Genomic DNA, 26,648 nt, shown 5'->3' with positions numbered 1-26,648 from the left:
GTCCGGGAATGTCGGGGGTGGGCGGCATACTTGTCCCTTGTCATGACCACCACCCCTCCCGCGCCGGTCGAGCGTGTCCGCATCCCGCGCGAGATCTGGGTCCTGGTCGCCTCGGCCTTCGTCATCGCGCTCGGCTTCGGCCTCATCACGCCGGTGCTGCCGCAGTTCGCCCAGAGCTTCGGCGTCGGTGCCACCGCCAGCGCCGTGGTGGTCAGCGTCTTCGCGTTCTTCCGCCTGGTCTTCGCGCCGGCGGGTGGGGCCCTCATCGTCCGGCTGGGCGAGCGCCCCATCTACCTCGCCGGGCTCCTCATCGTCGCCGCCTCGACCGCGGCCACGGCCTTCGCCCACTCGTACTGGCAGCTCGTCGTCTTCCGCGGGCTCGGCGGCATCGGCTCGGTGATGTTCACGGTGTCTGCGACGGCCCTCGTCGTCCGGCTCGCGCCGCCGTCGATCCGCGGGCGCGTCTCGTCGGCCTACGGCTCGGCCTTCCTCATCGGCGGGATCGGCGGACCCGCCGTGGGCGGGGCCCTCGGTGGTCTCGGTCTGCGGGTGCCGTTCCTCGCGTATGCCGCGGCGCTCCTCGTCGCTGCCGCCCTCGTCGGGATCTTCATCAGCGGGCACTCGCTCCGGCCCGCGGCCGACGCACCCGTGCTCCCGGTGATGACCGCCCGCGAGGGCCTGCAGGACAGTGCCTACCGCGCCGGGCTCGGCTCCGCGTTCGCCAACGGCTGGGCCAACTTCGGGGTGCGCAACGCGATCATCCCGCTGTTCGTCGCCGCCAACATCGGCAAGGAGCCGTGGCTCGCCGGCGCCGTCCTCGCGATCTACGCCGGGGCCAACGCCGTCGGCATGAATGTCGCCGGGCGGCTCAGCGACCGGGTGGGCCGGCGCCCGTTCATCATCGGCGGTCTGGCCGTCGCCGGCGTCGCGACGATCGCCACCGGGCTCGCCACGACCTTCCCGGTCCTCGTCGTGTTCTCGGTGGTGGCGGGCATGGGCTCGGGTGCGCTCAACCCCTCGCAGCAGGCGAGCATGGCCGACGTCATCGGCCGCGACCGCAACGGCGGCCCGGCGCTGGCCGCCTTCCAAATGTCGGCCGACGCCGGGGCCATCATCGGCCCGATCGTCGCGGGCGCCCTCGTCGACTCCGGCAGCTACGCCCTGGCGTTCGGTGTCACCGGACTGCTCAGCCTGCTCGCGACCATCCCGTGGACCCGGGCCCGCGAGACCCTGCCGCGCGAGGCCGTCGCCGCAGAGCTCAGCGCACCAGGACGCCGGACCCCTTCGGCATGAGGTCGCGCGACCAGATCATGTCCATGGCCGCGTTGCTCACGCGGGCGCAGCCGTGCGAGGCCGGGTAGGCCGGGATCGACGGCGAGCCGTGGACGGCATACCCGCCGTTGAAGTAGCGCGGTCGCCACATCTCGCCGAGGAAGCCCTCGTCCGGACCGTCGACCGTGTAGCCGACCCGGAAGGTCCCCTTGGGGGTGCGGGCGGTGGCGGTGCTGCCGTCCTTGCGTTCGTACTCGTAGCCGCCACCGGTGCTCGTGTTGAGGGTGTACCTCACCTGTCCGCCACGCACGATCATGAGGATCTGACGCCCGAGGTCGATGTCGACCCCGTTGCCGTCCAGCCGGGTGCGGGGGCGGACCCCGTCGTCGAGGGCACGCTGCGTCCTGCGGCCGACCTTCCCGTCACGGGAGATCCCGGCCGTCTTCTGCAGCGCCCACACGGCCTGCTGGGTCAGCCCGCCGTAGTGGCCGTCGGGCTCGCCGAGCCAGTAGCCGAGGGACGACAGCCGCTTCTGCAGCGCGAGGACCTCCGGACCACGGTCGCCGAGGCGCAGGACCTCGTGGACCGGCTCCGCGGTCCTCGAGGGTGGGGGCTTGGGCTTCGGGGTCCCGGACGGCGTGGGCTTCGGCTTCGGCGTGACGGTCCTCGTCGCCGACGGCGTGGGCGTCGGGGCCGCCGACCTCGAGGGCGCGGTCGGCCCGGGCGTCGCCGTGGGGCTCGGGGTGGCCGTCTCGCTCGTCCCGGCCACCCCGGCCACCCCGCCCGTCACCTCGGGCGCGGCGACGGTCTCGCTGCCCTTCGGCGTCCACGTCACCCCGCCGCAGGCCCCCAGCCCGACGGCCAGGGCAGCGGCCGTCACCACGGTGACGGTCCCTCGACGGATGCTCCCTGACATGTGGCTCCCCCTGCGTGTGGATCGCGTCATCCTCCACCTGCACAGACGCGCGACCCGGGAGGCAGGTTGCGTCCGTGGCCGATTCGTGACCCGTCCGAGCACGAATCCGACACGCCGAGGGTGTCACCAGACGAGGCCGCGCAACGTCTCGGTGTTGGCGACGTGGAGGTTGCGGATGTTGTGGATCCGACCGTCGGCGAACGCGGAGGCGCCGCTCTCGTTGAGCAGGTAGGTCCGCCCGTCGTAGCCGACGAGCTCCTGGATCATCGCCACCGACTGGAAGCAGCGGTAGCGCACCGACGTGAACTCGTCGCCCTTGCCGTAGCCGCGGCGGACGACGTAGACGTTGCCGCGGTAGTCGCGGAAGCGGGACGTCGAGAAGATCCACGTGTTGCTCAGGACGAGCACGCCCTGCGCCTTGGTCGGGATCTGGATCGGGCCCCACGCCATGTCCTGGACGAGGTTGCCGTCGGCGAGGATGCGGTAGCGGAACATGTGTCCGCGGGCCGAGGGGTTGTGGTAGCCGCCGTACAGGTAGCCGCCGTCGATGTCGAAGAAGCTCACGTCGGTCACGGCGTTGGTGGCCGCGCCCCAGCCGAGGTTGCGCTTCGTGCTGTCGGTGAACGCCTGGCGGATGCGCGCCACGGAGTAGCGCAGGATCCGGCCGTTGTCGTGCTGCACGTAGACCCAGCCGTTGTGGACCTTGACGCCGCCGGCGTGCGAGCCGACCGGGAGGCGGGCGTAGCCGCGCACGGTGCCACCGGGGGTCATGCCGTAGAGCAGCGACCGGTTGGAGTTCTCGTCCCTGTGGTGCATCCCGACGAGGAAGAGGTCCTCGGTGCTCGACCCGCCACGCCAGTTCTGCCACAGGCCGAGACCCTGCGGCACGAAGTCCGTGAGGTAGCTCGCGGCCGGCGTGCTCGCGTTGAAGTAGGCGCCGTAGGCCGAGCTGACCGCCGCCCCGCCGAACTCGGTGCTCGAGTGGTCCTCGCTGCACTGGGCCGCCGCGGCGTCGGCCCGCCCGGTCAGCCCCGACTGCGGCGAGGCGACGAGCGTGGCAGCGGTGAGCGCCAGGGCTCCGACGACCCCGGCGGCGACGCGCCTGCGGGCCCGTGTGGTGGTGGACGTGGACATGTGGTTCTCCCCTCCCCGAGGGCCGCCCGTTGGCGACCGCTGGATGGAACCTAGGGCCCACGACCCGCCCCCGGCAATGGGGAGGACACCCCGGTCCTACGGTGGGCCCATGGAGCACGTGACCGACCTCGACCTGTCCTCCGGGGCGCGCACCTCGGTCGTCGGCGTGGACGCCGGCGGCGAGGGCGACCCGGTGGTCGTTCTCCTGCCGGCGCTCGGTGTCGCCGTCGGCTACTACGGCCCGTTCGCGGCCGCCCTCGCGCGCGAGGGGGTCGCCACGCTCACGGCCGACTTCCCGGGTCAGGGCACGAGCCGTCCCGTCGCCAGCCGTCACCACGACTTCGGGTATGCCGTCGTGTCCGACGAGGTCGTCGCCGGCACCGTCGCGGTGGCTCGGGAGCGGTATGCCGGCCGCCCGCTGGCGTTCGTCGGCCACTCGTTCGGTGGGCAGGTCGCGATGGTGCACCTCGCCACGCACTCCTCGGGCGTGGCCGCCCTCGTCCTCATCGGCTCGGGCTCGCCCTACTGGCGCGGCTTCCCGCAGCGGGTCAAGCTGCTCGCCCAGACGCAGACGCTCAGCGCCGTGACGGCGCTGCGGGGGCACTGGCCGGGTCACCGTCTCGGCTTCGGTGGGCGCCAGCCGCGCCGCCTCATCCGCGAATGGGCCCGGTTCGCCCGTCGGGGTGCCCTCGTGGTCGAGCGTGGCGACGAGGTCACCGAGCCCGACTTCGCGCGGATCGACGTGCCGGTGCTCGCGGTCACCCTCGACAACGACCCGCTCGCCCCTCGGGGCTCGGTGGACAACCTCACCGACAAGCTGGCCGGTGCCCGGGTGGAGCACCGCTTCAGCACGCGACCGGACGGTGAGGAGGGTCCGGCCTTCGACCACTTCGTCTGGGCCCGGCACCCGGGCGGCTTCGCCCGCGAGGTCGCCGGCTGGGTGCGTTCCGCGGTCAGGCCAGGCTGAGCGCGAGGAGCGCCGCCGACACCGCGGCGACGGCGCACAGGAGGCTGCGGACGGCATACGGCCCGGCGGCGACGGTGAGCCCCGCGCGACGGCACCGGTCGCGCCACAGCAGGGTGGCGAGCGAGCCCCAGACCGTGACGATCGAGCCGGCGTTGACCCCGACCAGGAGGGCCATGAGGCGCTCGCCCGAGCCGTCCGAAACGGGCTCGAGCGCGAGGTAGGCCGGCAGGTTGTTGACGACGTTGGCGCCCGCAGCGCCGACGAGACCGACCCGCCAGAGGCTGCCGGCGTCGCCCCCGACGAGTCCTGCGAGGACGGACTCGAGGCCGTGGCGCATGGCGACGTCGACCACGACGAAGAGGACGCAGACCGCGAGGACCATGACCCAGGGGACCGCGACCGTCCGCACCCGTGAGGGCCAGCGCCAGGCGAGCACGGCGACGAGGGCCACGGCGCCGATGGCGGCGGGGATGGCGGGCGTCACGCCGCTGACGAAGGCCGGTCCGAGGGCGACGCAGATGCCGCCGGCGACCCAGAGCAGGACGCGGTCGTGCGGGTCCGCGGGCGGGTCGAGGTCGTAGCGGGTGAGCAGGTCGCGCCGGTGGAGCACGAAGAGCACGACGACGGTGGCGAGGATCGCGGCGAGGGCGGGGCGCCAGGCGAGGGCGATGTACTCGTGCGTCCCGACGCCCAGCGCCGAGAATCGGTGCAGCGCGATGAGGTTGGACAGGTTCGAGACCGGCAGGAGCAGCGACGCGGTGTTGGCGAGCCAGACGGTGGTGAGGGCGAACGGCATCGCGGCGATGCCGAGCTGTCTCGTCATGGCGATGACGACGGGGGTGAGCAGCACCGCCGTCGTGTCGATGCTCAGGACGATGGTGCACGCGGTCGCGAGCGCGACGACGAGCAGCCACAGCAGCCAGGTGCGGCGTCGCCCCGCGTGCGCGGTCCAGTGCGCGGCGACGTCGAAGACCCCCGCGATCTCGGCGACCTCGGCGACGACGGTCATCGCCACGAGGAAGACCATGACCGGCCCGATCCGGGCAGCGAGGTCGACGAGCTCCTGCCCTGTCACGCAGCCGCCGTCGCGAGGTCGACCACGTGCCGGGCGATCGGGAACGCCGAGGTGGCCGCCGGGGAGGGAGCGTTGCAGACATGGACGGTCCGGTCGGTGCGCCGCACGAGGAAGTCGTGCACCAGCGTGCCGTCGCGCAGGACCGCCTGTGCGCGGATGCCGGCCTCCTCGGGGAGCAGGTCGTCGACGGTGAGCTCGGGGCAGTAGCGCTGCACGAGGCGAAGGTAGCCGCTGCGACGCCACGAGTCGCGCTGCTCGGCGAGCCCGGTGCGCCAGTGGGTGCGGGCCACGCGCCACATGCCGGGGAATCCGACGTAGGTCGCGAGGTCCCGCACGTCCACCGACCCCTTGCGGTAGCCCTCGCGGCTCAGCCCGAGGACCGCGTTGGGCCCCACGGTGATGCCGCCGTCGACCATCCGGGTGAGGTGGACGCCGAGGAAGGGCAGCCCGGGGTCCGGCACGGGATAGATGAGCGCGTCGATGAGGTCGTTGCGGCTGGCGGGGAGCCGGTAGTACTCACCACGGAACGGCACGATCTGGAAGGCGTCGGCGCCCGAGTTGAGGCCGGACATGGCGGCGAGCCGGTCCGCCTGCAGGCCGCCGCAGACGATGACGAGCCGGGCGGACTCGGGGCTCTCCCAGCCGTCGCGGCTGAGCGTGAGGGTGACCGACGCCGGGCCCTCCGCGATCGCCGTCACGGCGGTGGAGGTGCGCACCTCGCCACCGGCGCCCGCGACGTCGGAGGCGAGCGCACGGCATACGGCGGGGTAGTCCGTGATCCCGGTGGCGTGCACGTGGAGCGCGGCCTCACCGGTGACGTGCGGCTCGCGCTCGCGCAGCTCGCCGCCCGACACGGGCGTCACCGCGAGGCCGTTGGTGCGCGCCCGGGTCGTGAGCTGTTCGAGCCGCTGGACCTCGACGGGGTTCGTCGCGACGACGAGCTTGCCGGTGTCCGAGAACGGGATCCGCTTCTCGGTGCAGTACTCGCGGGTCGCGGCGGCACCCTCGCGGCAGAAGCGCGCCTTGAGGCTGCCGGGCTCGTAGTAGACCCCCGCGTGGATCACGCCGCTGTTGTGGCCGGTCTGGTGGCGGGCGACCTCGGCCTCCTTCTCGACGACGAGGACGTCGGCTCCCGGTCGCCGCCGCAGGACCTCGTATGCCGTCGCGAGACCGACGATCCCGCCTCCGACGACGACGACGTCACGCACGGGACAGCTCCGGGTGCGTGTGACCCTCGACGAGGTCGGCGACGGCGGCCACGAAGCGCGGGCACGACGTGATGTCGTGGCTCCGGCAGCGCAGGGCGTGCTCGGTCATCTCACGGGAGCGCTCGAGGGCGAGCATGCGCTCGTCGATGTCGCGCAGGTGGGCCTCGAGGACCTGGTGGCGGTCCCACGCCCCGGCGTCGAGGAGCACCCTGATCTGCTCGAGGGTCATGCCGGCGACCTTGTTGCGCTGGATGATCGCCACCCGCACGAGGTCGTCGTGGCCGTAGCGGCGGTAGCCGGACGCGTCGCGCCGGGGCTCGATGAGACCGATCGACTCCCAGTGGCGCAGGACGTGCGTCGGCAGGCCGAACCGGCCGGCGAGGTCGCTGATGCTCCAGTTGTCGTCCGTCGCGTCGTCCGTCACGTCGTCGGTCACCTCCGCCTCCTTCAGGTGCACCTGAACGTACTCCCTCCCGCTGTCGCCCGGGGACGGCACCATGGAACCCATGGCCCGATGGGTGCTCCACGTCGACCTCGACCAGTTCCTCGCTGCGGTCGAGATCCTGCGCCGGCCCGAGCTCGCCGGTCTCCCGCTCGTCGTCGGTGGACGGGGGGACCCTACGGAGCGGGCCGTCGTGTCGACGGCCTCTTACGAGGCGCGGGCGTTCGGCGTCCACTCGGGCATGCCGCTGCGGCTGGCCGCGCGCAAGTGCCCCGACGCCGTGTTCCTGCCGGTCGACGTCCCGACCTACGAGGCCGCGTCCGCGGTCGTCATGGAGGCGCTGCGCGCGCACGAGGGCGCGGTCGTGCAGGTGCTCGGCTGGGACGAGGCCTTCGTCGGGATCACGACCCCCGGCGAGGACGTGGCCGAGGCGGTCGTCCACGCCGAGGCCATCCGCGCCGAGGTGCTCGAGGCCTCGCAGCTGCACTGCTCGGTGGGCGTCGGCGACACGACCGTCCGCGCCAAGATCGCCACCGACTTCGGCAAGCCGCAGGGCACGTTCGTCCTCACGCGTGACACCTGGTTCGAGGTCATGGGGGAGCGGCCGACGACGGCGCTCTGGGGCGTCGGCAACCGGATCGCGGCCCGGCTCGCGACCCACGGCTACGACACGGTGCAGCAGCTCGCCGACGCCTCGGACGAGGTGCTCACGGCGGAGTTCGGCCCGCGGATGGGCCCGCACTACGCCCGGCTCGGGCGCGGCCTGGGAGCCACGGTCACCGACGACACCCCGTGGGTCGCCCGGGCCCACGGGCGCGAGACGACGTTCCAGGCCGACCTCACCGAGCCCGACGAGGTCGCGGCCGCGGTGCGCACCCTCGCGGAGCAGGTCGTCGAGGACATCCGGCGCGAGGACCGGGCCTGCGCCCGCGTCCACCTCAAGGTCCGGTTCGCGCCGTTCTTCACGACGACCCGCATCCGCAAGCTCGCCGAACCGACGTTCGACCCGTCGACCATCGCCGCGACGGCGCTCCAGCTGCTCCACGGTCTGGGCGACGACCGGCCGATCCGGCTGCTCGGCGTCCGGGCCGAGATGGTCCCGCCCGAAGGTGGCTACGAGCCCCCTCGCACCACCGGCCGCGGAGGCCCGGCGGCCCTGCCCGGCGGGGACTTGCCTTCAGGTTGACCTGAAGGTTCACCATCGAGACATGACGAACCCACAGCACACCGACATCGCCATCATCGGCGGCGGCCCCGCCGGGCTCCAGGCCGCCCTCACCGCCGGACGCGTCCGCCGCGAGGCCACGCTCTTCGACGACGGCACCTACCGCAACGCCACGGTGAGCCACATGCACAACGTGCTCACCCACGACGGCACCCCGCCCGCGGACTTCCGCGCGGCCGCGCGAGCCGAGCTCACGGCATACGACACCGTCTCGGTGCGCGAGCAGCGGGTCGCGAGGGTCGAGCGCGACGGCGCGGGCTTCCGGCTCACCCTCACGAGCGGCGAGACCATGACGGCGTATGCCGTCGTGCTCGCCACCGGGGTCCGCGACGAGCTGCCACCCGTGCCGGGCCTGCAGGAGGTGTGGGGCGACCTCGCGGCCCAGTGCCCGTTCTGCCACGGGTTCGAGTTCGCCGGGCAGCGCATCGGCATCCTCGGGGCGGCTGCTGCGCCGCACCTGTCCGCGCTGCTCGGCCCGGTCGCGGGCGAGCTGCTCGTCCTCGACGAGGACCAGGACCTGCCCGAGGGAGCCACCCTCGCCGTGCCTCGGGTGGCCGCACGCGTCACCGCCGTCGAGCGCCATGACGGCGGGCTGCGGCTCGCTCTCGACGACGGGTCGAGCGAGGACGTCGCCGTCCTCTTCGTCGTGCCGACGCTGCACCAGTCCGCGCCGTTCGCCGACCAGCTCGGCCTCGAGCGCAACCCGTCGGGCGCGGTGCGCATCGACGAGTTCGGCCGCACGAGCGTGCCGGGCGTCCTGGCCGGTGGCGACCTCGCCCACCTGCCGGCCTACCCGATGCCGATGGCCTCGGTCGTCCAGGCGTCGGCCGCCGGCCAGATCGCGGGCAACTCGGCGATCGCCCACCTGCTCACCCGTGACTAGACATGGTCGAATGGCGCGGTGACTTCGTCGAACGTGAAGCCCCTGCAGCGTCCACGCCGGCTCGTCGAGGGGGACCGGGTCGTCATCGTCTCGCCGAGCGGGCCGGCCCCGCGGGACCGGCTCGAGAGCGGCGCCGACGTCCTGCGCGGCTGGGGCCTCGACGTCACGGTCGCGCCGAGCGCGGGGCAGCGGTCTGCGCGGTTCCCCTACCTCGCCGGTGACGACGACGCCCGCGCGGCCGACTTCGAGGCCGCGTGGTGCGACCCCGACGTCGCGGCGGTCGTGTGCGCCCGCGGGGGCTACGGCGTCCAGCGGATGGTCGACCGGGTCGACTGGGACGCGCTGCGCACGGCCGGCCCCAAGGTGCTCGTCGGCTACAGCGACATCACTGCGCTGCACTCGGCCGTGGCGACCCACCTCGGGCTCGTCTCGCTGCACGCGCCGATGACGGCGACCGAGGTGTTCCTCAACGACATGGCGAGCGCGGAGCACCTGCGCCGCACGCTCTTCGAGCCGGAGTCGGTGCAGACCCTCACCTCGCAGTGGGCGAGCCCGGTCGTGGGCGGTCGCGCGCAGGGCGTCACCCTGGGTGGTTGCCTCAGCCTCCTCGCCGGCGAGCTCGGCACCCCGACCGGTATGCCGTCCGCCGCCGGCGGGCTGCTCCTCCTCGAGGACGTCGACGAGAAGGCCTACCGCATCGACGGCTACCTCACCCACCTGCGCCGGTCGGGGTGGCTCGAGGGCGTCGCCGGTGTCGTGCTCGGCTCGTGGCAGGACTGCGAGCCCGTGACCGAGCTGCTCGAGGACAGGCTCGGCGACCTCGGCGTGCCGGTCCTGGCCGACCTCGGCTTCGGTCACTGCCCGAGCCCGGTCACCGTCCCCCTCGGCGTGCCCGCGACCCTCGACGCGGACGCGTCAACCCTGGTGCTGGACGTGCCCGCCCTCGCCTGACGTCGCGAGCTGCCGGGCCTGCGCCAGGTGGCACGCGGCCTGCGTGCCGCGACCGTCGAGCACCGGCAGGTCCTTCGTGCGGCACAGGTCTGCCACCCCGGCGGCCTCGGCCACGCCCGACGCGAGGCTCTGGCAGCGCACGTGGAAGCGGCACCCGCCCGGCACCCGCGAGGGGTCCGGCGGCTCGCCGGACAGCACGACGGGCTGGCCGCCCTCGGGCAGCACGGAGAGCAGGGCCTGCGTGTAGGGGTGCTCGGGGGCGGTGAGGATCTTCTCGACCGGGCCGGTCTCGATGATCCGCCCGAGGTACATGACGGCGACGCGGTCGGCGATGTTCCAGGCGAGCCCGAGGTCGTGGGTCACGACGAGCGCCGCCAGCCCGAGCTCCTCGCGCAGCCGGAGCATGAGCGCGAGGATCTCGCCCCGCACCGATGCATCGAGCGAGGCGACCGGCTCGTCGGCGACGATGAGGGTCGGGTCGAGGACCAGGGCCCCGGCGATGACGACGCGCTGACGCTGACCGCCCGACAGCTCGTGCGGGTAGCGCAGGAAGAAGCGCTCGGGTGGGCGCATCCCGGCCCGGGACAGCGCATCCGCCACGCGGTCGCGCTCGTCGGCGACCTCGCCGTGGATGCGCAGGCCCTCGGCGACCGCGTCGTAGACCGTGTGCCGCGGGTTGAGCGACCCGCTCGGGTCCTGCAGGATCAGCTGGGCCTCGCGGCGGTAGGCCTTGAGGGCCTTGGAGCCGTAGCCGAGCGGCTGGCCCCGGTAGGACACGGTGCCGCCGGTGGGGCGCTGCAGCCCGAGCAGCGTGCGGGCGAGGGTCGTCTTGCCGCACCCGGACTCGCCGACGAGCGCCACGATCTCGCCCTCGGCGACGTCGAGGTTCACGCCGTCGACCGCGCGCGCCGAGGCGCCGCCACGACGGCCCGGGAAGGTGACCCGGAGGTCGCGGGCACTGATGAGGGGGGCTCGGGTGTCGGTCATCGGGCGGCCTCCTCGGCGCGGGTCGGTCCCGGGGCCAGCGAGCGGCCGTCGTCGGGCAGGACGCGCACGCACGCGACGTCGTGGCCCTCGGTCGCGGGCCACAGCTGCGGGTCGACCGCGTCGCAGTGCTCGAGCCGGACGGCGCAGCGCGGGTGGAAGGCGCAGCCGGATGGCAGCGCCTGGGGGTCGGGCGGGTCGCCGGCCAGCCCCTGCGGACGCATCCGCGAGGCGGGGTCGCCGACCGTGGGGAAGGCCGAGGCGAGCGCGGCGCCGTAGGGGTGACGGGCCTGCCGGAAGACCTCGTCGGCGGGCCCGACCTCGACGACGCGACCGGCATACATGATCGCGAGGCGGTCGCAGACGTCGGAGAGGACCGAGAGGTCGTGGCTGATCATGAGCAGGCTGATGCCTCGACGGGCGACGAGGTCCTCGATGAGGGTGAGGATCTGGGCCTGGACCATGACGTCGAGCGCCGTCGTGGGCTCGTCGGCGATGACGAGGTCGGGTTCGCACGCCAGCGCCATTGCGATCATGACGCGCTGGCGCTGACCGCCGGAGAGCTCGTGCGGGTAGGACCGTGCTCGGTCGGGGAGCATCCCCACCTGGCCGAGCAGCTCGGCCACGCGCGTGTCGGCGGACTCACGCGAGACCTTCTGGTGGCGCAGGATCGGCTCGGTGATCTGGTCGCCGATCGTCTGCACCGGGTTGAGCGAGTGCATCGCGCCCTGGAAGATGATCGAGGCGCCGGCCCAGCGCACCGCGCGCAGCCGTCCCCAGCCCATCTCGGTGACGTCCTCACCGTCGAGCAGGACCCGTCCGGTCACCGTCGCCGACGGGGGGAGCAGCCGGAGCAGGGCGAGGGCGAGGGTGGACTTGCCGGAGCCGGACTCGCCGGCGACGCCGAGCTTCTCGCCGCGGGCGAGCGTGAGGTCGACGCCACGCACCGCGGGCACCACCCCGTCGCGGGTGCGGTAGCCGACGGACAGGCCCTCGAGCCGGAGCAGGGGCGACGTCATCAGCGGTTCCTCAGTCGGGGGTTGAGGACGCCCTCGATGGCGCGTCCGCACAGGGTGAAGGCGAGCGCGACGAGGGCGATCGCGATGCCGGGCGGGAGGATGTACCACCACAGCCCGGAGCTCACCGCGCCCGTGTCGCGCGCGGCCTGGATGGTGCTGCCCCACGACGGCACCGTCGGGTCGCCGAGGCCGAGGAAGGCGACGGTGGACTCGGTGAGGATGGCGCCGGCGACCATGAGCGTCGTCTGGGCGAGCACGATCGGCATGACGTTGGGCAGCACGTGCCGGGTCATGACGTGCCAGTGGCCGCCGCCGAGCGCGCGGGCGCGCTCGATGTAGGGGCGCGCCTCGACGGCGAGCGTCTGGGCGCGCACGAGCCGGGCCGTCGTCGGCCACGACGTGACGCCGATGGCGATGACGATCGTCGAGAGGCTGCGACCGAGCACCGCGGCCAGGGCCACGGCCAGCACGAGGGTGGGCATGACGAGGAACCAGTCGGTGACCCGCAGCAGGAGCCCGGACAGCCAGCCGTGGAAGTGCCCGGCGAGGATGCCGATGAGCGAGCCGACGGCGATCGAGATCAGGGTCGCCGCGAAGCCGACGGTGAGCGAGACGCGCGAGCCCCAGAGGATGAGGTCGAGCACGGAGCGGCCGGACCGGTCGGTCCCGAGCCAGAACTCGCCGCTGGGCGGCTGCAACGGCTCACCGGCCGGCCGGGTCACGCTCAGCGCGTCCTCGCCGACGATCCACGGCACGAGCAGCGCCGAGAGCACGAACACGGCGAGCACCGCGAGGCCGAAGAGCCCGGCGCGGTTCTGGCGGTAGTCGCCCCAGAACTTCGCCACGGCGCGCCGACGTCGCGCCCAGGTCAGCTGCCGACGGGTCGCTGTCGCGGTCTTCATGGGCGCACCCGGGGGTCGATGAGCGGATAGATGAGGTCGGAGACGAGGTTCATGAGGATGACGGCCGCCGAGAAGATGACGAACAGCCCCTGCACGAGCGGCAGGTCGGGCACGCTGAGCCCCTCGTAGAAGAGCTTGCCCAGACCCGGCCACGAGAAGACGGTCTCGACGAGCACCGCGCCGAAGAGGACGAACCCGACGTTGATGAAGACGAGGGTGGTCGCCGGCAGCAGGGCGTTCGGCACGGCGTGGCGGCGCTTGACCTCGGTGTCGCGCAGGCCCTTCGCCCGCGCCGTCGTGAGGTAGTCCGACCCCATCTCGTCGAGCAGCGAGGACCGCATGACGAGGAGGTACTGCGCATAGACGACCGCGACGAGGGTGACGAGCGGGAGCACCATGTGGTGCGCGACGTCGAGGACGGCGTCGAACCCGGTCACCCCCGGCGTCTTCATGCCCGAGGTCGGGAACCAGCCCAGCCCCGACGCGAACACGACGATGAGGATGAGCCCGAGCCAGAAGCTCGGGACCGACCACAGCGTCAGTGCCACACCGGTGTTGACGCGGTCGGCGGTGCCACCGTGCTTCCACGCACCCTGCACGCCGAGCCAGAGCCCGAGCGCGATCGAGATGGCGAGGCTGGCGCCGACGAGCAGCATGGTCGGGCCGAGGCGCTCGCCGACCATCGAGAGCACGGGCCGGTTGTACTGGAAGGACTCGCCGAAGTCGAAGCGCAGCACGCCGAGGAGGTAGCTGACGAACTGCTCGAGCAGCGGCCGGTCGAGGCCGAACTCGCGGGCGAGCGCCTCCTTCTGCTCGATGGTCACGGGGCGACCGTGCGTCATGACGCGCACCGGGTCGCCCGGGATGATCCGGAAGAGGAAGAAGCTCGTGAAGATCACCGCGACGAGAGAGACGGCGGCGCCGAGCAGACGCTTGCCGAGGTATGCCGTGGTGCGCCGGAGGCGGTCACCGTCGCGTCCGCGAGCTCCGCGGTCTCCGCGGTCCCGCACCTCGTCGAGGTGCGGGACCGCGTCGCTGGGAGGAAGCTCCGTCATGCAGCGTCACTCACGGTCGTCGGCAGCGGACCCGCCGCGACGACGCAGGAGGACGAACCCGGCCGCGAGGGCCGCGAGGACCACGGCGCCGCCACCGAGCACGAGACCCGAGCTCGTGCCGCCCGAGTCGGCCGCAGCCTTGTCCTCGTCGCCCACGGGCTTGGCGGACCACCAGCTCCAGTAGCCGTCCTGGCTGTCGTAGTTGCCACCCGGGTCCGGCTGCGGGGTCATCGAGGCGATGACGTCGGAGCGGAAGGCCTCGAGCTGGTCGGCGTAGCCCCAGACGACGAAGATGTTGTCCTCGTAGAGCTTCTCCTGCATCTGCTTGACGATCTCGGCCCGCTTGGGCGGGTCGAGCTCGGCGAGCTGCGCGGCATACAGCTTGTCGTACTCCGGGTTGCAGTAGTAGGCGTCGGACAGGTAGGGACCGCCGGCCTTGGCCGGGAGCCCGGAGCACCGGTTGATCCCGAGGATGTAGTCGGGGTCGGGGTTGACGCTCCAGCCGGTCGTGAGGATGTCGTAGGTGCCGGCGTCGAGCAGGGCACCGACCTCGGACACGGGCTCGACCTTGAGCTCGATCCCGGCCTCCTTGGCCCACTCGCGCATCATCTCGGCGGCCTGGATGTACTGCGGGTTGTCGGCGTGGACGTTGAACCGGAACGACAGCTTGAGGCCGCCCTTGGCCCGGATGCCGTCGGAGCCCTTGGCGTAGCCGGCGGCGTCGAGCATCTGTCCGGCCTTGGCGGTGTCGAAGCCGATGACGGCGTCGCCCTCGGGCTGCCAGTGGTAGTCCTTGTAGCGCGACGGGATGTAGCCGCCGTTGGCCTCACCGAAGCCGCCGTATGCCGTCTTGTAGATCGCCTCGCGGTCGATCGTGCGGACGAGCGCCTCACGCACGACCGGGTCCTGGAGGGCCTTGTTGCCGTCACCGAACGTCGTGCCGTCCTGCAGCCGTGCCCCCGGGTTGAGGGTGATCGCCTGGAAGCGCTTGCCCTTGGCCTTGTTGACGGTGATGTCCTTGGCCGAGTCGAGCGCCTTGGCCTGCGCCGGCGTGAGACCCGAGACGAAGTCGACCTCGCCGGCCTTGAGCGCCTCGACCTGGGCGTCGCTGTCGTCGATGTAGCGGAAGACGAGCTTGTCGAACTTGGGGGCGCCCCGCCAGAAGTCCTTGTTGGGCGTCAGGGTGATCGACTGGTTGACCTCGTAGGCGCTGATGACCCACGGGCCGCTGCCGACGATCGGGAACTCCTTGTCGTTGTTGAACTTCGCGAAGTCACCGGCCTTCTCCCACTTGTGCTTGGGCAGGATTGGCACGTCGAGGGCGAGCATCGTCGCCTGGGGGGCCTTGAGCTTGACCTCGAGCGTGCGCGGGTCGGGGGCGCTGACGCTCTCGAAGTTCTCGACGAAGTTGCCGTTGGCGGTCGCCGCGGCCTCGTCCTTCATCATCGTGTCGAAGGTCCACCGCGCGTCCTCGGCGGTGATGGGCGTCCCGTCGGTCCACTTCGTGTCGCGGATCTTGTAGGTCCAGGTGAGACCGTCCGGGGACGTCGTCCACGACTCGGCGAGCGCGGGGATCGTCTTGCCGGTCTTGGGGTCGTAGTTCGTGAGGAAGTCGTAGGACAGCCGCCCCAGGGCCGTCGTGAGGCGGCGCACCGCGAGGAACGGGCTGAGCGAGTCGACCTCCTGGCTGACGGCGATCGTCAGGGTCTTCTCGTCCTTGGTCTCGGCGTGCGCGCCGGTGCCGGCGAAGAGCGTGGTGGCGCAGGCCAGCAACGTGATGAGCAGTCCGGCGAGCATGGTTCGGAGCCCCCGGCCGCGATGGTTCGTGTGGAACATCGGTCCTCGATCCTCTGGCCTGCGCGGAGCATCGCCCCCGCGAACCACGCGATGGCGCGGTTGTCGATGAGGTCTACACGGATCCGGGGCCTCCGTCAATAACTTCCGCCCAGATGGTGAACGACCGTAACTTTCCGCCGCGTGCCCGCACGGCCGCCTCGGGAGCGCAGACTGGCGCCATGCGGACCGAGACGCACGACTGCGACGGGGTCGACCTCGCCGTGGCCGTGTGGGAGCCCGAGGCCCCGCGTCACCCACCCGTGGTCCTCCTCCCGGGCACCGGTCTCACGGCGGCGGACTGGGACGTCGTCGCAGCCGACCTCTCGCGCGACCGGACCGTGTATGCCGTGGACCTGCGCGGTCACGGGGCCAGCGCCTGGCCCGGCACCTACTCGATCGAGCTCATGGCACACGACGTGCTCGCCCTGCTCCCGCAGCTCGTCGGCGAGGCGGGTCACCTCGACCTCGTCGGGCACTCCCTCGGGGGGCTGGTCGCCTGCCGGGTCGCGCTCGCCTCCCCGCTCGTGCGCCGGCTCGTGCTCGAGGACGTCGGGCTGCCCCGGCAGCGCCGCCCGAACACGCCGAACCGGCCACGCGGTGAGCTCGCCTTCGATTGGGGGGTCGTCGAGCAGGTGCGTCCCGAGATCGACAGCCCTGCCGCCGACTGGCCCGACGTGCTCCGGGCGCTCGCCGTGCCCGTCCTCGCCATCGGTGGCGGCCCGTCGAGCTTCGTCCCGCAGGACACCGTCAGGGCCCTCGTCGACACCGTCGCAAACGGCACCCTCGTGACGATCGCGGTGGGTCACGAGGTCCACGCGGGGGAGCCCACGGCATACGTCACGGCCGTCCGGGACCACCTCGACGCGTGAGCCGGTCGCGATGGCGTCCTGCTCGGTATGCTCCGGTCGTCAGCAGGGGCGTCCGCGACGGGCGACGACACCGGGGGAGTGCATGAACGACGAGATGAGGGTGCGCGACATCCCGGCCGTGCTCGTGTCGGCGTGGCGGATCCTGCGCACCTACTGGGCGCCGTTCGTCGCCATCGCCTGCCTCGGCCTGGCGCTGCGCAGCGGGGCCCTGTGGCTCGCCGTCGTCGTGAGCGACCACAACGCCTTCGTCGCGCAGCTCATCCTCGTGCTCGCCCCGCTCGGCTTCCTGCTCGCGATGATCGCGATGCTCTGGATGACCCGCGGCGCGCTGCCCAACGTCGCCGAGCTCTCCCGGCGCGAGGCCCGCCAGGCACCGACCGAGAAGCGTCAGATGCGGCTCGTCGACGTCGCGGTCAGTGTGCTCGTGCCCTTCCTCGCGGTCTACGTGTCCTACGGGCTGCTCAAGGAGGACCTGCTGAGGTTCACCAACGAGGCGGCCTACGCGGAGTTCAACCAGTTCAGCCTCTCGGAGGACATCGACTACGACTTCGCGGGACGGCTCGCGATCTACGACTGGCAGGTCGTGCTCGCCATCGTCGCGATCGCCTGGGTGCTGCGCTACGCCCTCGGCAGGTTCGAGAGCGTCACCCGCTTCCTCTGGCTGGCGTTCGTCGGTGCCCTCGTCGAGGTCTACTACACCTCGCAGGTCGCGCAGAAGGTCGCGAACATCCGCGAGGCGGGTGTCACGTGGGTCGAGGACCGCCAGGCCTCACGACTCGTCCTCGACCAGTACGACCAGGTGGTGGCCACGCTCGGCCCGCTGGCCAACCCGGTCGACACCGCGACGACCTGGCTCTTCGGGCTGCTCGGTGCCGTCGACGCCGTCGTCATCGTCCCGCTCGCGTGGATCACCGTGGGTGCTGTCGTCCTCGGACACAAGCTCTCGGGACCGGAAGCGCCTGCGGCACAGCCGAACCCGCGCTGGGAGCGGATCCCCGCACCGGTGCGCCGCTTCGGCGGCGGGCTCGTCGCCGACGTGCGCGAGCGGTGGTCGGCGTTCTGGAACGGGCTGCGGATGATGGCGACCGCCGGGCTGCTGCCGATGCTCACCTTCTGCCTCGCGTTCCTCCTCGTGCTGCGGATCCCGTGGCTCGTCGCCCAGCTGCTCCGTCTCGTGATCGGCCCGGTCGAGACCAAGACCTGGCTCGCGTTCTCGCCGTTGGAGAAGTCCGTCGGTCTCGCCGTGACGATGGTCCTCGCGGCAGCGCTCCTCGCGGCCGCGATCGACTGGCTGCTCGGACCGAGGATCGGCCCACGTCCCTCGGACTCCCCGGTGCCGGTGGAGGCGGGTGCCCGAGAGGTCAGCGCGGAAGCCTGAGGGTGACGTAGTCCGGGTCCTCGAACGAGATCCGCAGCTCGACGAACCTCGCATCCTTGGGTGCCGCGATGGCGGGCGAGACCGACCACTCCTCCGGGCGAGGCAGCTCGCCCCTCGGCAGCGTGCCGCGCTTCTCCGACGGGAAGACGGTCAGGCTGGGGCCGGGCGTCTCCTCCGGGACGCAGTTCGTGATGCGCTCCCCGATCGCGTCGAAGCTGTGGCCGACGCGGTACTCGCGACCACGGTCGTCGACGAGGGTGAGGGCGCAGTTCTTGAGCGGCTGGTCGGGATCGGCCCGGAAGTCGAGCCTCACCTGGCGTGCCACCATGCCGTCGGCGAGCGTGAACTCGTCGCCGAAACCGGCCTCGTATGCCGTGCTCTCGCCTCCCAGCCCCGCGAGCCGCACCGAGTAGCGACGGGTGAGGTCCCCGTGGGCGTCGGAGGTCCTCTCGCTGACGGCCACCCACTCCTGGGCGTCGCCGTCGGCGATCTCGTGGTGCTGGCCGGACTGGTACCAGAACACGGGGACGCGGTAACCGCTCGCGGCGAGCATGGCCACTGCCGCGACCGGCGCGGCGGCCATCCACCACCGGCTGGGTCGGGTCCTCATCGGCGTGCCTCCGCGGGCGGGACGGGTCCGCTCTCCTTGACGTTGACGGGGTCCTTGCTCGCCCAGAGGCGCTCGACCTCGGAGGCCGCGATGCCGAGGTCGATGTCGGCGAGGTCGTCGCGGCGGAACTGCGCCTCGTGGGAGTCCCAGGCGCCGCGCGTCACCATGAGGCGAGCTCCCTCGAGCGCCTTCTTGGGGACGTCGAAGCAGACGCTCGCGTAGTGGCGGACCCCGGTGGAGAGGTCGGCGCGCTGCGCGCACTCGGGCCCACGGGTCGAGGCGATCCAGCGGCGGTCACGGGCGTCGACGAGGAAGAAGCCGGCCACCGCCGTCGGCCGCCTCGTCGCCAGCATCTGGGTGTCGACGACGAGCCAGCGCCCGCCGGCGGCCGACGCGGGGTTGCCCATGACCGTCGGGGTCACGTGGACGCCGGTGACCGTGACGTCGGCGTAGTCCAGGGACACGGCCCGGCCCACGGAACCGCTGTGGACGAACGGCTTGTCGGCGACGTCACCCGTCGGGATCCGGTCGTTGATGACCCGTCCGAGTCCCATGGCCGCGATGACGAGGGCACCGGTCGCGATGGCGCGTCTCACGGTCGCCTCACCAGGGGCAGCGTGCCCTGCCACTGGACCTCGTCGCGGGCGACCCAGGCGTCGGGGTCGAGGGTCTGCTTGTCCTCCTCGCGGAACTCCACGAGGTTGCTCGTGACGGTGACCGCATCGCCCTGCCACGGCCCGGACGTGACGTAGGTGAGGGCCAGCCGGTAGGTCAGGCCGGGGTTGAAGCTCGTCATGGCCGTCGAGTCCTCGACGAAGTAGAGCCGGGGCCGCTCGACGGTCTTGACCCCGCCACCGGACACGGCCACGTTGTTCGTGAGCGTGCCGGCATACTCCGGTCGGTCCCCGGTGAGGGTGACGTGGGTGTCGAGGACGATGACCCGCTGCCGGGGTGACGGCGAGACCGCCGGCTTGAGGTCGGGCAGCTCGACGACCTTGTCGACGACCACCTTGTAAGGACCGACCATGATCGCCTTGCCGGCCGTGATCGGCTCGGGCCCCGGGTCGGGCACGCCTGCCAGGCCCCCGAACGGCGCGCTCGCGAGCAGTGCCGCGGCGACCCCGCCACCGACCTTCTGGCTCGTCGGCCGGCCGGTGACGAAGCCGCGCGCGCGCCCGAGCACGCCCCGTCCAGCCGTCGTGGTTCCCCCCATGGCAGGGAGTGTAGGGAATCGGGGCCGCCGGTGAGGCCGGGACTACGCCTGTTCGCCGACCATCCGGTGCAGGAGGTCGCGCAGCGTCGTCCGCTCCGCGCGGGAGAGCTCGGCGAGGGGCTCGCGGGCGAAGCCGAGGGAGTCGCGCAGCTGGCGTGCGGTGCGGGTGCCGGTGGCGGTCGCCGCCGCGACCTTGACCCGCCGGTCGGTCGGGTCGGGTCGCCGCTCGACGAGTCCACGCGCCTCGAGCCGGTCGATGATCCCGGTGACGTTGGACGGCTCGCACTTGAGCGTCCGTGCGATGCGGCGCATCGGGAGCGGCTCGAGCGAGAGCAGCGCGAGGACGCGGGCCTGCGCCCCGGTGAGGGAGTGCGCGGCCGCGGCCCGGTCGTACTCCTCGTGGTAGCGCGCCACGACGGACCCGATGAGGTCGACGACCTCGAGGGTGAGGGGGTCGGTGGGAGAGCTGGCCATGGACCCACGATAGGCCAAGTATTTGACAACATGAAATATCGCGGAGCATGGTGTTTCACGTACTGAAGTTTTATGTCCCATCCCGAGGAGACCTCCGCATGTCTGCAGCACTTCCCACGTCCGGCCGTGAGTGGCACCTCGTCGCCCGCCCGCAGGGCTGGCCGACCGCCGACGACTTCGCGCTGCGCGAGGCGCCGGTCTCCGCTCCCGCCGACGGCACGGTCCTCGTGCGCAACCTGCACTTCTCGGTCGACCCCTACATGCGCGGCCGGATGAACGACGTGAAGTCCTACACCCCGCCGTTCCAGCTCGACCGCCCCATGGAGGGTGGTGCTGTCGGTGAGGTCGTCGCCTCGGCCGCGGAGGGTGTCGCAGTGGGCGACCACGTCCTGCACGGGCTCGGCTGGCGCGAGTACGCCGAGGTCGACGCCTCGGCCGTCGTCAAGGTGGACCCCGCGGTCGCGCCGCTCTCGGCCTACCTCGGCGTGCTCGGCATGACCGGGCTCACGGCATACGCAGGCCTCCTCGAGGTCGCGTCCTTCCAGCCCGGCGACGCCGTCTTCGTCTCCGGCGCGGCCGGTGCCGTCGGCAGCCAGGTCGGCCAGATCGCGAGGCTCAAGGGCGCCTCGCGGGTCATCGGCTCGGCCGGCTCCGACGAGAAGGTCCGTCTGCTCGTCGAGGAGTACGGCTTCGACGCAGCCTTCAACTACAAGAACGGGCCGGTCGCCGAGCAGCTGCGCGAGGCCGCTCCCGACGGCATCGACGTCTACTTCGACAACGTCGGCGGCGAGCACCTCGAGGCTGCGATCTCCTCGCTCAAGGTCCGTGGCCGCGTCGCCATCTGCGGGATGATCGCGCAGTACAACGCGACCGAGCCGACGCCCGGCCCGCGCAACCTCGCCCTCGTCATCGGCAAGCGGCTGCGACTCCAGGGCATGCTCGTCGGCGACCACGCGGCGCTCCAGCCGCAGTTCGTCGAGGAGGTCGGTGGCTGGCTCGCCTCGGGCGAGCTCAAGTACGCCGAGACCGCGGTCGAGGGCATCGAGAACGGTGCCGACGCCTTCCTCGGTCTCCTGCGCGGTGAGAACACCGGCAAGATGATCGTCTCCCTCGGCTGACGGGCGAGGTCAGCCCGGCGGCGGGAACGGTGGCAGGTCGCTGCGGATCCCCTCCGAGATCTCCACGACCAGACCGCCGTCCGGCGCCGTGCCCGGCACGGTCAGCGAGGTCCACGTCGAGGGCAGCCCGTCGGTGACGATGTCGCAGCGCGTGCTCGCTCCGGGCAGGTGCACCATCGGCACCGGCAGGCAGCTCACGACGTGCACGCGACCCGGGTCGCGGCGGTCGATCTCGCGCTGCACGGCCTCCTGGACCTGGATCGCATACGACCCTGCCTGGTGCAGGGCGGGGATCCCGCGAGGGTCGCGCGGCACCCCCGTCGGGGCGGGCCCGGGTGACGTGGTCGCCCGCACGGTCGGGGCGACCGTCGGGCGCGGTCCCGGCTCGGGCCTGGCCGGCGTCGGGGGCGCCCCGCACCCGGCGACACCCATGGCGGCCGCGGCGGCTGCGGCGACCCCGGCCGCCGCCGTCCAGCGCGTCACCCGCGTCGCGGTCCCCATGGCCGGAGTCTAGGGACGGGGCGCGCGCCTCGTGGCGGGTTCAGCCGGCGCGCAGCCTCGTGCGCTCGGCGCGCAGTGCCTCGAGCCGCGCCCAGGAGCCCACCCCACCGAGGTCGCGGAATCGGGAACAACCCGCGCCGGCCAAGAGTTGAGCCGAGTGAACGCAAGTTTGGACGCACCGATTTGCCACACGGCATACCGGCTCCTAACTTGAGTGACAGCAACTCAACCCAGCTCTACGAAGGAGACCCCACATGGCCCGTGCAGTCGGTATCGACCTCGGAACCACCAACTCCGCCGTCGCCGTCCTCGAGGGTGGCGAGCCCACGATCATCGCGAACGCCGAGGGTGGCCGCACCACCCCGTCGGTCGTCGCGTTCTCCAAGGGCGGTGAGGTCCTCGTCGGCGAGATCGCGAAGCGCCAGGCCGTGACCAACGCCGACCGCACCCTGCGCTCCGTCAAGCGCCACATGGGCACCGACTGGACGAGCGAGGACATCGACGGCAAGAAGTACACCGCGCAGGAGATCAGCGCGCGCACGCTCCAGAAGCTCAAGCGCGACGCCGAGTCCTACCTCGGTGAGCCCGTCACCGACGCGGTCATCACCGTCCCCGCCTACTTCGACGACGCCGAGCGCCAGGCCACCAAGGAGGCCGGTGAGATCGCGGGCCTCAACGTCCTGCGCATCGTCAACGAGCCCACCGCCGCCGCGCTCGCCTACGGCCTCGACAAGGGCAAGGAGGACGAGCTCATCCTCGTCTTCGACCTCGGTGGCGGCACCTTCGACGTGTCCCTCCTCGAGGTCGGCAAGGACCCCGAGGACGGCTTCTCGACCATCCAGGTCCGCGCCACGAGCGGTGACAACCAGCTCGGTGGTGACGACTGGGACGACCGCGTCGTCAAGCACCTCCTCACCACGGTCAAGAACAACACCGGCGTCGACCTGTCCAAGGACAAGATCGCCATGCAGCGTCTGCGCGACGCCGCCGAGCAGGCCAAGAAGGAGCTCTCCTCCGCCAGCTCGACGACGATCTCGATGCAGTACCTCTCGATGAGCGAGAACGGCCCCATCCACCTCGACGAGACGCTGACCCGCGCCCAGTTCGAGCAGATGACGAAGGACCTCCTCGACCGCACCAAGCAGCCGTTCCAGAACGTCATCAAGGACGCCGGGATCCAGCTCTCCGACATCGACCACGTGGTCCTCGTCGGTGGCTCGACCCGCATGCCGGCCGTGACCGAGCTCGTCAAGGAGCTCACCGGTGGTAAGGAGCCCAACAAGGGCGTCAACCCCGACGAGGTCGTGGCGCTCGGCGCCGCCCTCCAGGCCGGTGTCCTCAAGGGCGAGCGCAAGGACGTCCTCCTCATCGACGTCACGCCGCTCTCGCTCGGCATCGAGACCAAGGGTGGGCTGTTCACCAAGCTCATCGAGCGCAACACGGCCATCCCGACCAAGCGCTCCGAGGTCTTCTCGACGGCCGAGGACAACCAGCCGTCGGTCCTCATCCAGGTCTTCCAGGGTGAGCGTGAGATCGCGCAGCAGAACAAGGCGCTCGGCACCTTCGAGCTCTCCGGCATCGCGCCGGCCCCGCGCGGCGTCCCGCAGGTCGAGGTCACCTTCGACATCGACGCCAACGGCATCGTCCACGTGACGGCCAAGGACCGTGGCACCGGCAAGGAGCAGAAGATCACCATCTCGGGCGGCAGCGCGCTGTCCAAGGAGGAGATCGACCGCATGGTCAAGGACGCCGAGGCCCACGCCGACGAGGACAAGAAGCGTCGCGAGGAGACCGAGACCCGCAACATGGCCGAGTCGCTCGTCTTTTCGACCGAGAAGTTCCTCAGCGAGTCCGGTGACAAGCTCACCGACGAGCAGCGCAGTCCGGTCGACACCGCGCTCGCCGACCTCAAGGAGGCGATCAAGCCCGAGTCGACGCTCTCGCGCGACGAGATCCAGGCCAAGATCGACCACCTCAACGAGGAGTCCCAGAAGATGGGCGCGGCGATGTACGCCGCGGCCGCCGAGCAGGGCGAGTCCGGTGACGTCCCCGGTGGCGAGGCGTCCGACGGCGCCGAGCAGGCCGGTGCGCAGGCCAACGACGACAGTGACGTGGTCGACGCCGAGGTCGTGGAGGACGACGAGTCCGAGGACAAGAAGTGACCGACCCTCGTATGCCGGGTGAGGACGAGGTCTTCGACGGCGAGGTCGTGGACGACGAGTCGTCGGACGCGATCAACACCGAGTCGGCCAACGACGGCGAGGAGGTGGCTCCGGCTCCGGCCGGGGCCACCGCCCCCGGGTCGCAGGAGCACCCCGACACGGTGCTCGCGGCCCAGCGCCTCGACGACCTCCAGCGGCTCAACGCCGAGTACGTCAACTACAAGCGTCGGGTCGACCGCGACCGCGCCGTCGTGCAGGAGCGCGCCGTGCGTGACGTCCTCGAGACGGTCCTGCCGGTGCTCGACGACATCCAGGCCGCACGCGACCACGGTGACCTCACCGACGGTCCGTTCGCGTCGATCGCCGACAAGCTCGAGGCGAGCTTCGGGAAGTTCGGCCTGACCCGCTTCGGCGCGGTCGGCGAGCCGTTCGACCCGATGCACCACGAGGCCCTCATGCACGCCGCGTGGGACTCCTCGAACCCCGAGCTGCCGGCCGACGCCACGGCGACGACGGTCGTCCAGGTGCTCCAGGCCGGCTACCGCACCGGCGACCAGGTCCTGCGCCCCGCGCGGGTCGCGGTCGCCGACCCCGAGTGATCCATACTCACCGGACGATGTCCGAAAGGAGGCGCTGATGGCCAGCCAGGACTGGTTCGAGAAGGACTTCTACGCGATCCTCGGCGTCCCCAAGGACGCCGACGCGGCTGCGATCAAGAAGGCCTACCGCAAGCTCGCCCGCACCCACCACCCCGACAAGAACCCCGGGGACGCCGCTGCCGAGCAGAAGTTCAAGGACATCGGGGAGGCGCACGCCGTCCTCTCCGACGCCAAGCAGCGCGAGGAGTACGACGCGGTGCGGCAGATGGCGCACGGCGGTGCCCGCTTCACGGCGGGTGGTGCCGGCGGCAACGGTGGTTTCGAGGACATCTTCAGCGCCTTCGGTGGCGGTGGAGGTGGCTCGCGCGTCCGCTTCGACACCGGCGGTGGCCGCCAGTCCTACGGCGGCTACCCCGGTGGCGGCGACGACATCAACGACCTGCTGTCGCAGATGTTCGGCGGCGCGGCCGGCGGTGGCGGGCGACCGCAACCCGGGTATGCCGGCTACGGCGCCCCCCGCGGTCCCCGCAAGGGCGCCGACGTCCAGGCCTCGACGACGCTGCCGTTCCGCGACGCCGTCGAGGGCTCGACGGTGACTCTGCGGACCGCCGAGGGACGCACCATCACCGCGCGCATCCCCGCCGGTGTCAAGGACGGACAGAAGATCCGACTGCGTGGCAAGGGCCAGCCGGGTGAGCCCGGTGCCGCCGCCGGCGACCTGCTGCTCACCGTCACCGTCGAGAAGCACCCGGTCTTCGGGCGCGACGGCGACAACCTCACGATCGACCTGCCCGTGACGTTCGCCGAGGCTGCGCTGGGTGCGACCGTCGCCGTGCCCACGCTCGACGGATCCAGCGTCAAGGTGCGGATCGCTCCGGGCACGCCGTCCGGGCGCGTGCTGCGCGTGCGGGGCCGCGGGGTCGCCGGCAAGTCGGCCACGGGAGACCTGCTCGCCAAGGTGCAGGTCATCGTCCCCGACGAGCTGTCGGACCGGGCCCGCGAGGCCGTCGAGGTCCTGCGCACCGAGGCCGAGGGCCTCGACCCCCGCGCCACCCTCGTCGAGCAGGCCAAGGCCTGACCATGGCAGCGCGCCAGCGTGGGCCGCGACCGGATGACGACGCCGCGGTGTTCGTCATCTCGGTCGCGGCCGAGCTCGCAGGGATGCACGCGCAGACGCTGCGCCAGTACGACCGGCTCGGGCTCGTCACTCCGTCGCGGACCCGCGGTGGAGGTCGCCGCTACTCGCCCCGCGACGTCGAGCTGCTCCGCGAGGTGCAGCGCCTCTCCCAGGAGGAGGGCATCAGCCTCGCCGGCATCGCCCGGATCCTCGAGCTCGAGAACTCCGTCGACGCCCTGCGTTCGCGCGTCTCCGAGCTGACCCGGGAGGTCGAGCGGCTGCGGGCCGGGGCCTCGGGCACGCCCGGCTCGCGGGTCTTCTCCGTGGGCCCCGGCGGGGAGATCCTCGCCAGCCGGCTCGGTGAGCGGCCGCGCCGCCGGTCCGGCACGCCCGGCTCGGCCTCGCAGGCGCTCGTCCTCTGGCGTCGCTGAGTGCGCGGACGGCATACGCTCTGCCCGTGACCGAGCACCTGATGATCTTCGCCGACCGCGAGACCGCCGACGAGATCGCCGCCGAGCTCGCCGACGAGGGCTTCACCGAGGTGAGGGTGATCCGGGTCGCGCACGCGGGGGACGACGACGCCGAGGACGCGGACTGGGGTGTGCACGTGCGCGAGGAGATGGTCGACGACCCCTCGGGACCCGTGGAAGGCGGTCTGCGGGACCGCTTCTCGGCGCTTGCCGAGGAGCACGACGGCTGGTACGACCCCGAGCCGAGCCTGCCCTGAGTTGTCCAGTT

At 72.0% G+C, this 26,648-nt stretch carries 28 protein-coding genes; 13 read left to right on the top strand and 15 right to left on the bottom strand.

All coding sequences use genetic code 11. The features are described 5' to 3' along the window. Positions 1–42: 42 nt before the first annotated feature. Positions 43–1,293 carry an MFS transporter gene (locus tag KLO01_RS04880; RefSeq protein WP_147062636.1) on the top strand — a complete coding sequence of 417 codons (1,251 nt, stop codon included), beginning with the start codon at positions 43–45 and terminating at the stop codon, positions 1,291–1,293. Here KLO01_RS04880 and KLO01_RS17390 read toward each other — a convergent pair. After that, the gene (locus KLO01_RS17390; RefSeq protein WP_246136051.1) at positions 1,259–2,188 is read right to left on the bottom strand and encodes a L,D-transpeptidase family protein; all 930 of its coding nucleotides are present in this window, start codon (positions 2,186–2,188) and stop codon (positions 1,259–1,261) included. The genes KLO01_RS04880 and KLO01_RS17390 overlap by 35 nt on opposite strands. 123 nt (positions 2,189–2,311) lie before the next feature. Further along, a complete protein-coding gene (locus tag KLO01_RS04870) occupies positions 2,312–3,322 on the bottom strand; it encodes a hypothetical protein (protein ID WP_147062633.1) in 1,011 nt (336 codons plus the stop codon). 109 nt (positions 3,323–3,431) lie between these two features. Here KLO01_RS04870 and KLO01_RS04865 point away from each other — a divergent pair, with 109 nt between their 5' ends. After that, positions 3,432–4,289: an alpha/beta hydrolase family protein gene (locus KLO01_RS04865; RefSeq protein ID WP_186827906.1), complete on the top strand. Its 858-nt coding sequence runs from the start codon at positions 3,432–3,434 to the stop codon at positions 4,287–4,289. Here KLO01_RS04865 and KLO01_RS04860 read toward each other — a convergent pair. From KLO01_RS04860 to KLO01_RS04850, 3 genes are read right to left on the bottom strand one after another with little or no spacing between them, the layout of a single operon-like run. Then, positions 4,276–5,364 (bottom strand): SLC13 family permease, encoded by a 1,089-nt coding sequence (locus KLO01_RS04860; protein ID WP_147062629.1) that lies wholly within the window; start codon positions 5,362–5,364, stop codon positions 4,276–4,278. The genes KLO01_RS04865 and KLO01_RS04860 overlap by 14 nt on opposite strands. Further along, positions 5,361–6,572, bottom strand: a complete 1,212-nt coding sequence (lhgD, locus tag KLO01_RS04855) for an L-2-hydroxyglutarate dehydrogenase (protein ID WP_147062627.1) — start codon at positions 6,570–6,572, stop codon at positions 5,361–5,363. The genes KLO01_RS04860 and lhgD overlap by 4 nt, the downstream gene beginning before the upstream one ends. Beyond that, positions 6,565–7,008 carry a MerR family transcriptional regulator gene (locus KLO01_RS04850; RefSeq protein ID WP_246136050.1) on the bottom strand — a complete coding sequence of 148 codons (444 nt, stop codon included), beginning with the start codon at positions 7,006–7,008 and terminating at the stop codon, positions 6,565–6,567. Before KLO01_RS04850 ends, lhgD begins: the two co-directional genes overlap by 8 nt. A gap of 70 nt (positions 7,009–7,078) precedes the next feature. On the opposite strand from KLO01_RS04850, the gene KLO01_RS04845 reads away from it, so the two are divergent. The 3 genes from KLO01_RS04845 to KLO01_RS04835 are packed head-to-tail and all read left to right on the top strand — an operon-like array spanning position 7,079 to position 10,073. Further along, a complete protein-coding gene (locus tag KLO01_RS04845) occupies positions 7,079–8,200 on the top strand; it encodes a DNA polymerase IV (protein WP_147062624.1) in 1,122 nt (373 codons plus the stop codon). A 22-nt stretch (positions 8,201–8,222) separates the two neighbouring features. Continuing rightward, positions 8,223–9,122, top strand: coding sequence for an NAD(P)/FAD-dependent oxidoreductase (locus KLO01_RS04840; protein WP_147062623.1), 900 nt, complete (start codon positions 8,223–8,225; stop codon positions 9,120–9,122). An 18-nt stretch (positions 9,123–9,140) separates the two neighbouring features. Continuing rightward, positions 9,141–10,073: a S66 peptidase family protein gene (locus KLO01_RS04835; protein WP_246136049.1), complete on the top strand. Its 933-nt coding sequence runs from the start codon at positions 9,141–9,143 to the stop codon at positions 10,071–10,073. On the opposite strand, the gene KLO01_RS04830 is transcribed toward KLO01_RS04835, so the two are convergent. From KLO01_RS04830 to KLO01_RS04810, 5 genes are read right to left on the bottom strand one after another with little or no spacing between them, the layout of a single operon-like run. Beyond that, a complete protein-coding gene (locus tag KLO01_RS04830) occupies positions 10,038–11,060 on the bottom strand; it encodes an ABC transporter ATP-binding protein (RefSeq protein ID WP_147062621.1) in 1,023 nt (340 codons plus the stop codon). The two genes, KLO01_RS04835 and KLO01_RS04830, sit on opposite strands and share 36 nt — an antisense overlap. Further along, positions 11,057–12,076, bottom strand: coding sequence for an ABC transporter ATP-binding protein (locus KLO01_RS04825; RefSeq protein ID WP_147062619.1), 1,020 nt, complete (start codon positions 12,074–12,076; stop codon positions 11,057–11,059). The genes KLO01_RS04830 and KLO01_RS04825 overlap by 4 nt, the downstream gene beginning before the upstream one ends. Next, positions 12,076–12,978 (bottom strand): ABC transporter permease, encoded by a 903-nt coding sequence (locus KLO01_RS04820; protein WP_147062617.1) that lies wholly within the window; start codon positions 12,976–12,978, stop codon positions 12,076–12,078. Before KLO01_RS04820 ends, KLO01_RS04825 begins: the two co-directional genes overlap by 1 nt. Then, on the bottom strand, positions 12,975–14,033 hold the full coding sequence (locus KLO01_RS04815; protein ID WP_147062615.1) for an ABC transporter permease: 1,059 nt from the start codon (positions 14,031–14,033) through the stop codon (positions 12,975–12,977). The genes KLO01_RS04820 and KLO01_RS04815 overlap by 4 nt, the downstream gene beginning before the upstream one ends. 6 nt (positions 14,034–14,039) lie before the next feature. Beyond that, positions 14,040–15,830: an ABC transporter substrate-binding protein gene (locus KLO01_RS04810; RefSeq protein WP_147062612.1), complete on the bottom strand. Its 1,791-nt coding sequence runs from the start codon at positions 15,828–15,830 to the stop codon at positions 14,040–14,042. A 218-nt stretch (positions 15,831–16,048) separates the two neighbouring features. On the opposite strand from KLO01_RS04810, the gene KLO01_RS04805 reads away from it, so the two are divergent. Continuing rightward, positions 16,049–16,738: an alpha/beta fold hydrolase gene (locus KLO01_RS04805; RefSeq protein ID WP_147062610.1), complete on the top strand. Its 690-nt coding sequence runs from the start codon at positions 16,049–16,051 to the stop codon at positions 16,736–16,738. Positions 16,739–16,820: 82 nt separating this feature from the next. After that, complete coding sequence (locus KLO01_RS04800; protein WP_147062608.1) at positions 16,821–18,116, top strand: hypothetical protein; 1,296 nt, start codon at positions 16,821–16,823, stop codon at positions 18,114–18,116. On the opposite strand, the gene KLO01_RS04795 is transcribed toward KLO01_RS04800, so the two are convergent. The 4 genes from KLO01_RS04795 to KLO01_RS04780 are packed head-to-tail and all read right to left on the bottom strand — an operon-like array spanning position 18,100 to position 20,413. Beyond that, positions 18,100–18,726: a hypothetical protein gene (locus tag KLO01_RS04795; RefSeq protein ID WP_147062606.1), complete on the bottom strand. Its 627-nt coding sequence runs from the start codon at positions 18,724–18,726 to the stop codon at positions 18,100–18,102. The two genes, KLO01_RS04800 and KLO01_RS04795, sit on opposite strands and share 17 nt — an antisense overlap. After that, the gene (locus tag KLO01_RS04790) at positions 18,723–19,322 is read right to left on the bottom strand and encodes a hypothetical protein (RefSeq protein ID WP_147062604.1); all 600 of its coding nucleotides are present in this window, start codon (positions 19,320–19,322) and stop codon (positions 18,723–18,725) included. The genes KLO01_RS04795 and KLO01_RS04790 overlap by 4 nt, the downstream gene beginning before the upstream one ends. Then, complete coding sequence (locus tag KLO01_RS04785; RefSeq protein WP_147062602.1) at positions 19,319–19,939, bottom strand: hypothetical protein; 621 nt, start codon at positions 19,937–19,939, stop codon at positions 19,319–19,321. Before KLO01_RS04785 ends, KLO01_RS04790 begins: the two co-directional genes overlap by 4 nt. Positions 19,940–19,981: 42 nt before the next feature. Then, complete coding sequence (locus KLO01_RS04780; RefSeq protein ID WP_147062600.1) at positions 19,982–20,413, bottom strand: MarR family winged helix-turn-helix transcriptional regulator; 432 nt, start codon at positions 20,411–20,413, stop codon at positions 19,982–19,984. 98 nt (positions 20,414–20,511) lie between these two features. Here KLO01_RS04780 and KLO01_RS04775 point away from each other — a divergent pair, with 98 nt between their 5' ends. Then, positions 20,512–21,531 carry an NADP-dependent oxidoreductase gene (locus KLO01_RS04775; RefSeq protein WP_147062598.1) on the top strand — a complete coding sequence of 340 codons (1,020 nt, stop codon included), beginning with the start codon at positions 20,512–20,514 and terminating at the stop codon, positions 21,529–21,531. A 9-nt stretch (positions 21,532–21,540) separates the two neighbouring features. On the opposite strand, the gene KLO01_RS04770 is transcribed toward KLO01_RS04775, so the two are convergent. Continuing rightward, on the bottom strand, positions 21,541–22,032 hold the full coding sequence (locus KLO01_RS04770; protein WP_147062596.1) for a hypothetical protein: 492 nt from the start codon (positions 22,030–22,032) through the stop codon (positions 21,541–21,543). 254 nt (positions 22,033–22,286) lie between these two features. On the opposite strand from KLO01_RS04770, the gene dnaK reads away from it, so the two are divergent. The 5 genes from dnaK to KLO01_RS04745 are packed head-to-tail and all read left to right on the top strand — an operon-like array spanning position 22,287 to position 26,637. Next, a complete protein-coding gene (gene dnaK / locus KLO01_RS04765) occupies positions 22,287–24,194 on the top strand; it encodes a molecular chaperone DnaK (protein ID WP_147062594.1) in 1,908 nt (635 codons plus the stop codon). After that, positions 24,191–24,793: a nucleotide exchange factor GrpE gene (gene grpE, locus KLO01_RS04760; RefSeq protein WP_307725653.1), complete on the top strand. Its 603-nt coding sequence runs from the start codon at positions 24,191–24,193 to the stop codon at positions 24,791–24,793. The genes dnaK and grpE overlap by 4 nt, the downstream gene beginning before the upstream one ends. 37 nt (positions 24,794–24,830) lie before the next feature. Then, positions 24,831–25,871: a DnaJ C-terminal domain-containing protein gene (locus KLO01_RS04755; RefSeq protein ID WP_147062592.1), complete on the top strand. Its 1,041-nt coding sequence runs from the start codon at positions 24,831–24,833 to the stop codon at positions 25,869–25,871. A 2-nt stretch (positions 25,872–25,873) separates the two neighbouring features. Beyond that, the gene (locus tag KLO01_RS04750; protein ID WP_147062589.1) at positions 25,874–26,341 is read left to right on the top strand and encodes a heat shock protein transcriptional repressor HspR; all 468 of its coding nucleotides are present in this window, start codon (positions 25,874–25,876) and stop codon (positions 26,339–26,341) included. 26 nt (positions 26,342–26,367) lie between these two features. After that, complete coding sequence (locus KLO01_RS04745) at positions 26,368–26,637, top strand: hypothetical protein (protein ID WP_147062587.1); 270 nt, start codon at positions 26,368–26,370, stop codon at positions 26,635–26,637. Positions 26,638–26,648: the final 11 nt, after the last annotated feature.

This window comes from Knoellia locipacati, assembly GCF_007992835.1.
Lineage (GTDB): Bacteria > Actinomycetota > Actinomycetes > Actinomycetales > Dermatophilaceae > Knoellia > Knoellia locipacati.
The sequence above is the reverse complement of the archived record's forward strand: the minus strand, read 5'-3'. Positions and strand labels throughout refer to the sequence as shown.